Raw genomic sequence first — 12,844 nt, 5'->3', positions numbered from 1 at the left:
CGGATTGCATCCGGGCTACGCAGGTTTCAGGCTGCATCGCGCTTGCCCTCCTGGCGCCAGGCGGCGACACGTTCGATCAGCGCCTGGAGGATCAGCGCCGAGTCTCCGATCACCGAGAGGTCGGCACGTTTGATCATGTCGCAGCCGGGGTCCATGTTCACCGCCACCACCTTGTCGCAGGCGCCGATGCCCTGCAGGTGCTGGATGGCGCCGGAGATCCCCACCGCAACGTACACGCGTGCGGTAACCCAGGTGCCGGTGGCGCCGACCTGGCGGTTGCGCGGCATGAAACCGTCGTCCACCGCCACGCGCGAGGCGCCTTCGGTGGCGCCCAGGGCAACTGCGGCCTGGTGGAACAGTTCCCAGTCCTTCACGCCGTTGCCGCCGGAGAGGATGAACTCGGACTCGGCCATGGGAATCTGCGCCGGGTCGACGGCGACGGAACCGAGGTCCTCGATGCGTGGCAGGCTCTGCGCGATCTTGCTGCTGAGCTCCAGCGGGCGCGCCTCATGACGCGTTTCGCTGACCGGCTCGGCGCATTCGGCGGCGGCCAGCAGCAGCCGGGGCAGCGCGCGCTGCAGGTCCTGCTGGCCGCTGCCGGCACGGCCGGTCACATGTTCGCCAGCCACCTGCCAGACGCGGGTGGCCGGACGCTCGCCGAGCTTGGCGGCCAGGCGCCGGCCCAGCTCGCCACCGCCGGTGCGGCTGTCGGGCAGCAACCAGTGGCGCGGCGCCAGTTGCGCCTCGACGGCGCTGAGGGCGAGCACGCGGGCCTCCGGCGCATAGCCGTCGAAGGTGTCGCCGGCGATGCGCAGGATGCGGTCCACGCCGGCGGTATCGAAGGCGCTTTCCTTGTCGTCACCGAACAGCACGGCGACCACTGCACCGCCATCGGCCGCCAGCTTGTGGGCCAGGCCGAGCAGGTCCTTGTCGTGGCTGGAGAGGCGGCCGCCGACCATGTCGGGCACCACCACGATGTGGTAGGCCGGTTGCTCGACCACGTGCAGCGGCAGCTGCACCTCCACGCTGGCGCTCTGTCGTTTGCCACTGGTGCCCTGCTGGGCGCCGCTGCGGTCGATGCGCTTGATGCCGGCCGGGCCGATAAAGCCGGTCGCCAGCGCGTGCGGGTTCTTGCGGATGATGCCGTTGGGGCCCATCCAGCTGGTCTCGGCCTTCTGCATCGACGCATGCAGCGGATGCAGGCGGTTGCGGGCGATCCACTCGGCGCGTGGGTCGCGGCGGATGATGTCGCTCATTGCATGGCCTCCAGACGGTGCGTAGGGCGGGTGCAACCCGCCGGACAGGTGCTGGCGGGTTGCCCCCGCCCTGCGTCGCTCGCGTTCATCACTGCACCTCCGCGGCTGCACGCTGGGCGTTCGGGCGCTTGGCCGGCACTTCGGTGGGCTCGATCAGCACCTCGGCGACCAGTTCGGCGATGTCCTTGATTTCCGGGCGTGGGGCGACCACGCCTTCGAGCATCGCCGTGCACTGCGGGCAGCCGACGGCGACCAGCTCGGCGCCGGTTTCCCTGATGTCGACCATGCGCATGTCGGGGATGCGTTGCTTGCCGGGGATGTCGGTGATCGGCGCGCCGCCACCGCCGCCGCAGCAGCGCGAACGGAAGCCCGAACGTTCCATCTCCCTGACCTCGATGCCGATGGCCCTGAGCACCGCGCGCGGCGCTTCGTACTCGCCGTTGTAGCGACCCAGGTAGCAGGGGTCATGGTAGGTGACGCTGGCGGCCTTGCTCTGCCCGAGGTTGAGCGAGCCATTGCGCACCAGCTCGTCGATGAAGGTGCTGTGGTGCAGCACCTGGTAGTTGCCGCCGAGCGCGCCGTACTCGTTCTTCAGTACGTGGAAACTGTGCGGGTCGCAGCTGACGATGCGCTTGAAGCGGTACTTGGCCATGGTCGCGATATTGCGCTTGGCCAGGTGCTGGAAGGTCGCCTCGTCACCCAGGCGACGGGCCACGTCACCGCTGTCGCGTTCTTCCAGGCCGAGCACGGCGAAGTCGACGCCGGCGGTCTTGAGGATCTTCACGAAGGCGCGCAGGGTGCGCTGGTTGCGCATGTCGAAGGCGCCGTCACCGACCCAGAACAGCACGTCGGTCTCGCCCTTGTCGGCGAGCAGTGGCAGGTTCAGGTCGGCGGCCCAGTTCAGGCGGCCGCCCGGGTTGAAACCGCCGGGGTTGTCGGTGGCGATCAGGTTGTCCAGCACCTCGGCACCCTTGTTCGGCGTGGCGCCTTTCTCCAGGGTCAGGTGGCGACGCATGTCGACGATGGCGTCGACGTGCTCGATCATCATCGGGCATTCCTCGACGCAGGCGCGGCAGGTGGTGCACGACCACAGCGTTTCGGCATCGACCAGCGCCTTGCCGTGCAGCGAGACGATCGGCTGGTGCGGGCCGCCGCTGTGTTCACCGAGCGGTTTGCCTGGGTAGGGGCTGCCGGCGAACTTGGCGTCGTTGCCGCCCGCCAGGCCGATGACCATGTCCTGGATCAGCTTCTTCGGATTCAGCGGCTGGCCGGCGGCGAAGGCCGGGCACATGGCCTCGCACTTGCCGCACTGCACGCAGGCGTCGAAACCAAGCAGCTGGTTCCAGGTGAAATCGCTGGGCTTTTCCACCCCCAGCGGTGCTTTCGGGTCGTTCAGGTCCAGCGCTTTCAGGCCGCTGGAGCGGCCACCACCGAAACGCTCGGCGCGGCGGTGCCAGGCCAGGTGCAAGGCACCGGCGAAGGCATGTTTCATCGGCCCGCCCCAGGTCATGCCGAAGAACAGCTCGGACACGCCCCAGGCCACGCCAACGGCAAGGAGGATGGCCAGAACCCAGCCACCGAAACCGGCGGGGAGAATGCCGGCCACCGGCAGGGTGGCGATGAAGAAGCTGGCCGCGAACATCAGCAGGCTCTTCGGCAAACGCATCCATGGGCCTTTCGACAGGCGCGACGGCGGGTCCAGACGACGCTTGGCGACGAACAGGGCGCCGCTGAACATCAGCACGGTGGCCGCCAGCAGGGCGAAGCCGAGGATGCGGTTGTGCAGGCCGAAACCGTGCACGAGGATGGCCAGCACGGCTGCCAGGACGAAGCCGCCGGCGGTGGCGACGTGGGTCCTGGACATGTACTTGTCGCGTTCGACCACATGGTGCAGATCGACCAGGTAGCGGCGCGGCATCTGCAGCAGGCCGCCGATCCAGTCGACCTTGGCCGGCCGGCCACGGCGCCACATGAAGAAGCGCTTCAGCGCGCCCAGCACGGCGAGGCCGAGGGCGGCGAAGAGCAGGATGGGAAGTAGAGTGCCAAGCATGGTGAAGCTCCCGCAAGGGTCTTGTAGGAGCTGGCTGGCCAGCGACTCGGACGCGCGAGCAACGCAGTCACGTCATCGTCTGTCGCCGGCAAGCCGGCTCCTACAGGAGGCTGCTTAAAAGTCTTTACAGAGCCGCAGGGCGTCGTAGATCGCCGCGTGCACGTTACGCTGCGCGACGCAGTCGCCGATGCGGAACAGCAGATAGCCGTCGCCCGGCTCGGAGAGGCAGGGCTGCGGCTTGATCGCGAACAGCGCCTCGACGTCGATCTGGCCCTTGTTGCGCGAGCCTTCCTTGAGCGCGTAGTAGAGGCCTTCGTCCGGACGCACGCCGTTCTCCACCACTACCTGGTCGATCACGCGCTCCTCTTTCTGGCCGGTGTACTCGTTCTCGAGTACCGCCACCAGCTTGTCACCCTCGCGGTAGACCTTCTCCAGCATCATGTCACCGGTCATGATGACTTCCTTCGGATACAGGCTGCGGTAGTAGGTGGGGAAGGTGGTACCGCCCATGGCCACGCCCGGCTTGATGTCGTCGGTGACGATCTCGACCTGCGCACCCTTGTCGGCGAGGAAGTCGGCCACCGACATGCCGGTGAATTCGCAGATGGTGTCGTACACCAGCACGTTCTTGCCCGGTGCGACCTTGCCTGCCAGCACGTCCCAGCTGCTCACCACCAGCCCTTCGGCGGCGCCCCAGTGTTCGTTCTGCTCGAGGAAGGAGTGGCCGCCGTTGGCCAGCAGCACGACATCCGGGCGCAGGTCGAGAATGGTCGCCTCGTCCGCCGGAGTGCTCAGGCGCAGGTCGATGCCCAGGCGCGCCAGTTCCAGCTGGTACCAGCGGGTGATGCCGGCGATCTGGTCACGCTGCGGCGCCTTGGCTGCCAGGGTGATCTGCCCGCCCAACTGGTCCTGCTTCTCGAACAGGGTCACGTCGTGGCCGCGCTCGGCGGCGACGCGCGCCGCTTCCATGCCGGCCGGGCCGCCACCGACGACCACCACCTTGCGCTTGGGCCCGGTGGTTTTCTCGATGATGTGCGGCACGCCCATGTATTCACGGCTGGTCGCGGCGTTCTGGATGCACAGCACGTCCAGGCCCTGGTACTGGCGGTCGATGCAGTAGTTGGCGCCGACGCACTGCTTGATCTGGTCGACCTGGCCCATCTTGATCTTGGCGATCAGGTGCGGGTCGGCGATGTGCGCGCGGGTCATGCCGACCATGTCGACGTAGCCGCCCTCGAGGATGCGCGTGGCCTGGTTCGGGTCCTTGATGTTCTGCGCGTGCAGTACCGGCACCTTGACCACTTCCTTGATCCCGGCCGCCAGGTGCAGGAAGGGCTCCGGCGGGTAGCTCATGTTGGGGATGACGTTGGCCAGGGTGTTGTGGGTGTCGCAGCCCGAGCCGACCACGCCGATGAAGTCGATCATGCCGGTGGCGTCGTAGTAGGCGGCGATCTGCTTCATGTCCTCGTGGGACAGGCCGTCCGGGTGGAATTCGTCGCCGCAGATGCGCATGCCCACGCAGAAGTCGTCACCGACCTCGGCGCGCACGGCCTTGAGCACTTCCAGGCCGAACTTCATGCGCCCCTCGAAGCTGCCGCCCCATTCGTCGGTACGCTTGTTCACCCGCGGCGACCAGAACTGGTCGATCATGTGCTGGTGCACGGCGGACAGCTCGACGCCATCCAGGCCGCCTTCCTTGGCGCGGCGTGCGGCCTGCGCGTAGTTGCCGATCACGCGCCAGATTTCCTCGACCTCGATGGTCTTGCAGGTGGCGCGGTGTACCGGCTCACGCACGCCGGACGGCGACATCAGGGTCGGCCAGTTGAAGCCGTCCCAGCGCGAGCGACGACCCATGTGGGTAATCTGGATCATGATCTTGGCGCCGTGCTTGTGCATGGCGTCGGCGAGATTCTGGAAGTGCGGGATGATGCGGTCGGTGGACAGGTTCACCGAGCTCCACCATTCCTGCGGGCTGTCGATGGCCACCACCGAGGAGCCGCCGCAGATGGCCAGGCCGATGCCGCCCTTGGCCTTCTCTTCGTAGTATTTGACGTAGCGCTCGGTGGTCATGCCGCCATCGGTGGCGTAGACCTCGGCATGCGCGGTGGAGAGCACGCGGTTGCGGATGGTGAGCTTGCCGATCTGGATCGGCTGGAACATTGCTTCGAAGGCCATTACGGCATCCTCACGGTAAGCGCTGTAGCGGTTCCGCTAGAGGGCTGCCGTCGCGGCTGAGGCCCTCTCGCGGATTTCTTATGGGTGACTCAGAGTGGCCGGGTGATGAACAGCCCGTCGTCATGGCCTTCTTCGGAGCCGCTGTATTCCTGCACGGTGACGGTGCGGATCGGGCTGCCCTTGGCGGCCAGGATCTGGTCGATGGCGCCGGAGAACCAGCCGGTGAACATGTAGTCGACCTTGCGGTTCACCTTGCCGTACACGTAGACGAAGGCCGAATGCTTGAGCTTGACCTCGGCGTAGCCGGTCTCCAGGTCCAGCTTCTGCGTTTCGAACAGGCCCCAGCCGCGCTGCGACAGACGCTTCATGTAGTGCTCGAACACCGCCGCGCCTTCGATGCCATGGCACTCGGCTTCCTTCTCGCACCAGTGCCACGCGGACTTGTAGCCGGCCTTGTAGAGGATCTCGGCGTACTTGTCGGCGCCGAGCACTTCCTCGATGCCCATGTGGTTGTTGACGAAGAAGTGGCGCGGCACATACAGCATCGGCAGCGCGTCGGTGGTCCAGACGCCGGTTTCGTCGTCGACCAGGATGGGCATTTCGGGGGCGTGGGTGGACATGTTGGCAACTCCGGAATCAGGTTGTAGGTAGGGTGGATGGCGCTTCATCCATCCACCGCAGCGTTAAGCCCGCCGCGTGCGGGGTTGGTGGATGAAAGAAGCTTCATCCACCCTACGAGATGCAGTCGATTGATTATCGTGGAGGGCTTACTCGCCCCAGACATCAGCCAGAACGCGTACCCAGTTCTCGCCCATGATCTTGCGCACCACGCGCTCGGAATGGCCGCGCCCCAGCAGGGTCTCGGTGAGGTTGGGGAATTCGCCCACGGTGCGGATGCCCAGCGGGTTGATGATCTTGCCGAAGTTGGTCAGGCGACGGGCGTAGCCCTTGTCGTGGGTCAGGTACTCGAAGAAGTCCTGGCCGTGGCCCTGAGTGAAGTCGGTGCCGATGCCGATGGCGTCTTCGCCGACGATGTTCATCACGTACTCGATGGCTTCGGCGTAGTCGTCGATGGTCGAGTCGATGCCCTTGGCCAGGAACGGCGCGAACATGGTCACGCCGACGAAGCCGCCGTGGTCGGCGATGAACTTCAGCTCTTCGTCGGACTTGTTGCGCGGGTGCTCCTTCAGGCCGGACGGCAGGCAGTGGGAGTAGGTGACCGGCTTCTTCGATTCGAGGATGACCTCCTCGCTGGTCTTGGAGCCGACGTGCGACAGGTCGCACATGATGCCGACGCGGTTCATCTCGGCGACGATCTCGCGGCCGAACCCGGACAGGCCGCCGTCACGCTCGTAGCAGCCGGTGCCGACCAGGTTCTGGGTGTTGTAGCACATCTGCACGATGCCGACGCCGAGCTGCTTGAACACCTCCACGTAGCCGATCTGGTCTTCGAAGGCATGGGCATTCTGGAAGCCGAAGAGGATGCCGGTCTTGCCCAGTTCCTTGGCCTTGCGGATGTCGGCGGTGGTGCGTACCGGCATCACCAGGTCGCTGTTCTCGCGGATCAGCTTGCTGCTGGCGGCGATGCTGTTGACGGTGGCCTGGAAACCCTCCCACACGGACACGGTGCAGTTGGCGGCGGTCAGGCCACCCTTGCGCATGTCTTCGAACAGTTCGCGGTTCCATTTGGCAATGATCAGACCGTCGATGACGATGCTGTCGGCGTGCAATTCGGCTGGGCTCATCAGGCTGTCCCCTTGGGTTCTTCTGCGCCGAATCGACTGTCGGCGCTTTGGGGGGAGCATATCCCCGGGACTTTGGGCGCTATCGCGTAAAAACGACTGGGGTATTGCCGAAAACGTCAAACCGGTCGCGGATAGACATGCGGGCTTCGCTGCGCCGCTTTCGCGTCTGCCTGGCGGGCTCCGGGCCATGGCGCGTTCGCGGTGACGGGCGCGATGGCGCGGCGAATCCTGTCGTCAACGCCTATAAAGGATGGGTGTGGTAGTGCTTCGTCGCCGGGCGTCGGTTTCAGTATGCGCGGCGTCGCTGCGGTGCAATCCCGCCGGTGCGGGAATGGCAAGCTCAGCCAATGCCCAGGCGCGTGCGCGCAGATGCACCGCCCTGGCCATCTTCGATGGTGATCGGCCCTGCAACCGTGGCGGGCCGCTCGCCACAGCCGAAACCTCCAGGCCCCAAGAACAACAACGGCCTGTGACAGAGGAACGCTGTAATGCCTGATGAGACGCTTCACCTGCCTTTGATCCAAGGCGTTCTGTACGCGCACAAGGACACCCCCGGCGCCCTGCTGCCCGTGCTGCACGCCATCCAGGACGGTATCGGTCACATACCGGATATCGCCATCGGCGAGATCGCCCATGCCCTGAACCTGACCCAGGCCGAGGTGCTCGGCGTGATCAGCTTCTACCACGACTTCCGCCGCGTCGCGCCGGCCAGGCACATCCTGCGCCTGTGCCTCGCCGAGTCGTGCCAGAGCCGTGGTGCCAGGGCGCTGGCCGCCCAGGTGCGCGAGCACCTCGACCTGGATGACCACGGCTCCAGCGCGGATGGCCAGATCAGTCTGCGCCCGGTCTACTGCCTGGGTGCCTGCGCCTGTTCTCCGGCCCTGGAGCTGGATGGCCAGGTGCATGCACGGGTGACGCCGCAGCGCCTGCACGAACTGGTCGAAGGCTGCCTGGAGAAAGAATCATGCTGACGCTCCATGTTCCCTGCGATTCGCTCGCCCGCGCGGTGGGTGCCGATCTGCTGGCCGAGGCCCTGCGCGAGGAGGCCGAGCGCCGCCAGTTGCCGCTGGAGATCCGCCGCAGCAGTTCGCGCGGCATGTACTGGCTGGAGCCATTGGTGGAGGTCGACAGCGCCGACGGGCGCCAGGGTTTCGGCCCGTTGTCTGCCGACCAGGCCGGCGCGCTGCTCGATGCCCTGACCGATGCCGGCAACCCGGCGCCGGCTGCCGTCGGACTGGTCGAGGCGCTGCCGTTCATCCACAGCCAGCAACGACTGATCTTCGCCCGTGCCGGTCTGACCCGGCCCACGGCGCTGGAGGATTATTGCGCCAGTGGCGGATTCGCGGGGCTGGCCCGCGCCATCGGCATGGACGGCGACGCCATCGTCACCGAGGTGCTCGATTCCGGGCTGCGCGGGCGTGGCGGTGCGGCCTTCCCGGCCGGCATCAAGTGGCGCACCGTGCGCGGTGCCCAGGCCGTGCAGAAGTATGTGGTGTGCAACGCCGACGAAGGCGACTCCGGCACCTTCGCCGACCGCATGCTGATGGAGGGCGACCCCTTCGTGCTGATCGAGGGCATGGCGATTGCCGGCCTGGCGGTCGAGGCGAGCATGGGCTACATCTACGTGCGCTCCGAATACCCGCAGGCCGTGCAGATCCTGCGCGAGGCCATCGAGGTCGCCCGCGCGGCCGGCTGGCTCGGCGCCGACGTGGGCGGTAGTGGCCGTGCCTTCGACCTGGAGGTGCGTGTCGGCGCTGGCGCCTACATCTGTGGTGAGGAGACCTCGCTGCTCGAATCCCTCGAGGGCAAGCGTGGCACGGTGCGGGCCAAGCCGCCGCTGCCGGCGCTGCAGGGCCTGTTCGGCCAGCCGACGCTGGTGCACAACGTGCTGACCCTGGCCTCGGTGCCGGTCATCCTGGCGCGTGGCGCCGCTTTCTACCGCGATTTCGGCATGGGGCGCTCGCTCGGCACCATGCCGTTCCAGCTCGCCGGCAACGTCCGCCAGGGCGGCTTGGTCGAGCGCGCCTTCGGCCTGACCCTGCGCGAGCTGGTGGAGGACTACGGCGGTGGGACCGCCAGCGGCCGGCCGATCAAGGCGGCGCAGGTCGGCGGCCCGCTGGGCGCCTGGGTGCCGCCGGCGCAGTTCGACACGCCGCTGGATTACGAGGCCTTCGCCGCCATGGGCGCGATGCTCGGGCACGGTGGCGTGGTGCTGGCCGATGACAGCCTGGACATGGCGCAGATGGCGCGCTTCGCCCTGGCGTTCTGCGCCGAGGAGTCCTGCGGCAAGTGCACGCCCTGTCGCATTGGCTCCACCCGCGGCGTCGAGGTGGTCGACCGCCTGCTGGCGGCCAGCGATGACGCTGCCCGTGACGAGCAGGTGATCATCCTCAAGGACCTGTGCGACACCCTGACCCACGGCTCCCTGTGCGCCCTGGGTGGAATGACGGCCTTTCCGGTGAGCAGTGCCCTCAAGCACTTCCCCGGCGACTTCGGGCTCAAGACCTCGGAGGCAGAACAATGATCAGCTACTTCGACCCCGCCACGGACACCGACTTCGGCACCCCAGCTCGCGAGAGCGAGGTGCAGGTCAGCCTGAACATCGATGGACGCAGCATCAGCGTGCCGGCCGGCACCTCGGTGATGCGCGCCGCCGCGATGCTCGGCACCAGCATTCCCAAGCTCTGCGCCAGCGACAACCTGGAAGCCTTCGGTTCCTGCCGCATGTGCCTGGTCGAGATCGAGGGCATGCGCGGCTACCCCGCGTCCTGCACCACGCCGGTCAGCGAGGGCATGGTGGTGCGTACCCAGACCACGAAGCTGGCGACCCTGCGCCGCAACGTGATGGAGCTGTACATCTCCGATCACCCGCTGGACTGCCTGACCTGCTCGGCCAACGGCAACTGCGAGCTGCAGACCGTCGCCGGCCAGGTCGGCCTGCGCGAGGTGCGTTACGGCTACGAGGGGGCCAACCACCTGAGCGAGGCCAAGGACGTCTCCAACCCCTACTTCGACTACGACCCGAGCAAGTGCATCGTCTGCAGCCGCTGCGTGCGGGCCTGCGAGGAGGTGCAGGGCACCTTCGCCCTGACCATCGACGGGCGTGGCTTCGACTCGCGGGTGGCGGCGGCGGGGGGCGAGGATTTCCTCAGCTCCGAGTGCGTCTCCTGCGGCGCCTGCGTGCAGGCCTGCCCGACCGCGACGCTGATGGAAAAGAGCGTGGTCGAGAAGGGCCAGCCCGAGCGCAGTGTGATCACCACCTGTGCCTACTGCGGTGTCGGTTGCTCGTTCCGCGCCGAGATGAAGGGCGACGAGTTGGTGCGCATGGTGCCGGACAAGAACGGCCAGGCCAACCACGGCCATTCCTGCGTCAAGGGGCGCTTCGCCTGGGGCTATGCGACCCACCCGGATCGCATCACCAAGCCGATGATCCGCAAGCGCATCAGCGATCCGTGGCAGGAGGTCAGCTGGGACGAAGCGGTGACCTACGCCGCCAGCGAGTTCCGCCGCATCCAGCTGGCCTACGGGCGTGACTCCATCGGTGGCATCACCTCCAGCCGCTGCACCAACGAGGAGGTCTACCTGGTGCAGAAGCTGGTGCGAGCCGGCTTCGGCAACAACAACGTCGATACCTGTGCGCGCGTCTGCCACTCGCCGACCGGCTACGGTCTCAAGCAGACCCTCGGTGAGTCGGCCGGCACGCAGAACTTCGATTCGGTGATGCAGGCCGACGTGATCCTGGTGATCGGCGCCAACCCCACCGACGCGCACCCGGTGTTCGGCTCCCAGCTCAAGCGCCGCCTGCGTCAGGGGGCACGGCTGATCGTCATCGATCCGCGACGCATCGACCTGGTGGATTCGCCGCACGCCCGCGCCGAGCTGCACCTGGCGCTGCGTCCGGGCACCAACGTGGCCATGCTCAACGCGCTGGCGCACGTCATCGTCAGCGAGGGCCTGCTCGACCAGACATTCATCGACGCGCGCTGCGAAGCCGCGGACTTCGCCCGCTGGAGCGCCTTCGTCGGCCAGGCGGAGAATTCGCCGGAGGTGCTCGGCCCGGTCTGTGGCGTCGAGCCGCAGCTGATTCGCCAGGCGGCGCGCCTGTACGCCACCGGCGGCAATGCGGCCATCTACTATGGCCTGGGCGTCACCGAGCACAGCCAGGGCAGTACCACCGTGATGGGCATCGCCAACCTGGCCATGGCCACCGGCAACATCGGCCGCGAAGGCGTGGGGGTCAACCCGCTGCGCGGGCAGAACAACGTGCAGGGTTCCTGCGACATGGGCTCCTTCCCGCACGAGCTGCCGGGTTACCGGCATGTCTCCAACGCCGAGGTCCGCGCCCAGTTCGAACAGGCCTGGGGCGTCACCCTGCAACCCGATCCGGGCCTGCGCATCCCCAACATGTTCGAGGCCGCGCTCGGCGGCAGCTTCAAGGCGCTGTACTGCCAGGGCGAGGACATCGCCCAGAGCGACCCCAACACCCAGCACGTCACCGCCGCGCTGTCGGCGATGGAATGCGTGGTGGTGCAGGACATCTTCCTCAACGAAACCGCCAAGTTCGCCCATGTGTTCCTGCCGGGCAGTTCCTTCCTCGAGAAGGACGGCACCTTTACCAACGCCGAGCGGCGCATCTCGCGGGTGCGCAAGGTGATGGAGCCACTGGCCGGCAAGTCCGACTGGCAGGCCACCATCGCCCTGGCCGAGGCGCTGGGCTACCGGATGGACTATCAGCACCCGGCGCAGATCATGGACGAGATCGCCAGCCTGACGCCGACCTTCGCCCGCGTCAGCTACGCCGAGCTCGACCGTCACGGCAGCCTGCAGTGGCCGTGCAACGATGCCGCGCCGGACGGTACACCGACCATGCACATCGACCAGTTCGTGCGGGGCAAGGGGCGTTTCATGCTCACCGGCTACGTGCCGACCGAAGAGAAGGTCAACAGCCGCTTCCCGCTGCTGCTCACCACCGGGCGCATTCTCAGCCAGTACAACGTCGGCGCGCAGACGCGGCGTACCGACAACGTCGCCTGGCACGAGGAGGACCGCCTGGAGATCCACCCCAGCGATGCCGAGAGCCGCGGTATCGGCGACGGCGACTGGGTCGGCGTGGGCAGCCGCTCCGGGCAGACCGTGCTGCGCGCGCGGGTCAGTGAGCGCGTGGCGCCGGGGGTGGTCTACACCACCTTCCACTTCCCGGAGTCCGGCGCCAACGTGATCACCACCGACAACTCCGACTGGGCGACCAACTGCCCGGAGTACAAGGTCACGGCGGTGGAGGTCACCCGGGTCTACCAGCCTTCGGAGTGGCAGAAACGCTACCAGGCCTTCAGTGACGAGCAGCGGCGTCTGCTCGCCGAGCGGCGCAGGCAGGAGAAAGCGGAGGTGCGTCGATGAGCGCCGAGAACCTGGTCAAGATGGCCAATCAGATCGCCCAGTTCTTCGCCACCGAGCCGGACAGGGAGCAGGCGGTCAAGGGGGTTCATCAGCACCTGCAGAACTTCTGGACGCCGGCGATGCGCATCGAACTGATGGCCTGGCAACTGGAGCGCCACGGCGAGAACCTGCACCCCCTGGTGCAGTCCGCGCTGGCCGAAATGGGCCGCTCCGTCTAGCAC

Annotated in this window: 9 protein-coding genes; 4 read left to right on the top strand and 5 right to left on the bottom strand. The window is 67.1% G+C overall.

Translation table 11 applies throughout. The annotated features are described in order from the left end of the window. Positions 1-26 precede the first annotated feature (26 nt). The 5 genes from etfA to EPK82_RS06845 form a co-directional block, all read right to left on the bottom strand. Positions 27-1,256: an electron transfer flavoprotein subunit alpha gene (etfA, locus tag EPK82_RS06865; RefSeq protein WP_134676140.1), complete on the bottom strand. Its 1,230-nt coding sequence runs from the start codon at positions 1,254-1,256 to the stop codon at positions 27-29. Positions 1,257-1,344: 88 nt separating this feature from the next. After that, a complete protein-coding gene (gene dgcB / locus EPK82_RS06860) occupies positions 1,345-3,306 on the bottom strand; it encodes a dimethylglycine demethylation protein DgcB (protein ID WP_134676139.1) in 1,962 nt (653 codons plus the stop codon). Positions 3,307-3,420: 114 nt separating this feature from the next. Continuing rightward, a complete protein-coding gene (gene dgcA / locus EPK82_RS06855) occupies positions 3,421-5,481 on the bottom strand; it encodes a dimethylglycine demethylation protein DgcA (RefSeq protein WP_037049972.1) in 2,061 nt (686 codons plus the stop codon). Between the two features lie 89 nt (positions 5,482-5,570). Continuing rightward, the gene (locus EPK82_RS06850) at positions 5,571-6,101 is read right to left on the bottom strand and encodes a DUF5943 domain-containing protein (RefSeq protein WP_037049967.1); all 531 of its coding nucleotides are present in this window, start codon (positions 6,099-6,101) and stop codon (positions 5,571-5,573) included. Positions 6,102-6,248: 147 nt separating this feature from the next. Further along, positions 6,249-7,226 (bottom strand): dipeptidase, encoded by a 978-nt coding sequence (locus EPK82_RS06845; protein WP_037049964.1) that lies wholly within the window; start codon positions 7,224-7,226, stop codon positions 6,249-6,251. 488 nt (positions 7,227-7,714) lie between these two features. Here EPK82_RS06845 and EPK82_RS06835 point away from each other — a divergent pair, with 488 nt between their 5' ends. Genes EPK82_RS06835 through EPK82_RS06820 form a run of 4 tightly spaced genes read left to right on the top strand, consistent with a single transcriptional unit; the run spans position 7,715 to position 12,841 of the window. Beyond that, entirely contained in the window at positions 7,715-8,197 is a 483-nt protein-coding gene (locus tag EPK82_RS06835; RefSeq protein WP_134676137.1) for a formate dehydrogenase subunit gamma, read from the top strand. Beyond that, positions 8,191-9,750 carry a formate dehydrogenase beta subunit gene (locus tag EPK82_RS06830; RefSeq protein ID WP_134676136.1) on the top strand — a complete coding sequence of 520 codons (1,560 nt, stop codon included), beginning with the start codon at positions 8,191-8,193 and terminating at the stop codon, positions 9,748-9,750. The genes EPK82_RS06835 and EPK82_RS06830 overlap by 7 nt, the downstream gene beginning before the upstream one ends. Next, a complete protein-coding gene (fdhF, locus tag EPK82_RS06825) occupies positions 9,747-12,623 on the top strand; it encodes a formate dehydrogenase subunit alpha (protein WP_134676135.1) in 2,877 nt (958 codons plus the stop codon). The genes EPK82_RS06830 and fdhF overlap by 4 nt, the downstream gene beginning before the upstream one ends. Next, positions 12,620-12,841: a formate dehydrogenase subunit delta gene (locus EPK82_RS06820; protein WP_037049955.1), complete on the top strand. Its 222-nt coding sequence runs from the start codon at positions 12,620-12,622 to the stop codon at positions 12,839-12,841. Before fdhF ends, EPK82_RS06820 begins: the two co-directional genes overlap by 4 nt. Positions 12,842-12,844: the final 3 nt, after the last annotated feature.

The sequence above is a fragment of the Ectopseudomonas khazarica genome, from assembly GCF_004521985.1.
In the GTDB taxonomy this organism is placed as follows: Bacteria; Pseudomonadota; Gammaproteobacteria; order Pseudomonadales; family Pseudomonadaceae; genus Aquipseudomonas; species Aquipseudomonas khazarica.
This window is presented reverse-complemented; position numbering and strand designations above follow the sequence as displayed.

Excerpts from the sequence above, each read along its gene's own strand:
- etfA (WP_134676140.1), bottom strand. The coding sequence starts at position 1,256 with ATGAGCGACATCATCCGCCGCGACCCACGCGCCGAGTGGATCGCCCGC.
- dgcB (WP_134676139.1), bottom strand. The coding sequence starts at position 3,306 with ATGCTTGGCACTCTACTTCCCATCCTGCTCTTCGCCGCCCTCGGCCTC.
- dgcA (WP_037049972.1), bottom strand. The coding sequence starts at position 5,481 with ATGGCCTTCGAAGCAATGTTCCAGCCGATCCAGATCGGCAAGCTCACC.
- EPK82_RS06850 (WP_037049967.1), bottom strand. The coding sequence starts at position 6,101 with ATGTCCACCCACGCCCCCGAAATGCCCATCCTGGTCGACGACGAAACC.
- EPK82_RS06845 (WP_037049964.1), bottom strand. The coding sequence starts at position 7,226 with ATGAGCCCAGCCGAATTGCACGCCGACAGCATCGTCATCGACGGTCTG.
- EPK82_RS06835 (WP_134676137.1), top strand. The coding sequence starts at position 7,715 with ATGCCTGATGAGACGCTTCACCTGCCTTTGATCCAAGGCGTTCTGTAC.
- EPK82_RS06830 (WP_134676136.1), top strand. The coding sequence starts at position 8,191 with ATGCTGACGCTCCATGTTCCCTGCGATTCGCTCGCCCGCGCGGTGGGT.
- fdhF (WP_134676135.1), top strand. The coding sequence starts at position 9,747 with ATGATCAGCTACTTCGACCCCGCCACGGACACCGACTTCGGCACCCCA.
- EPK82_RS06820 (WP_037049955.1), top strand. The coding sequence starts at position 12,620 with ATGAGCGCCGAGAACCTGGTCAAGATGGCCAATCAGATCGCCCAGTTC.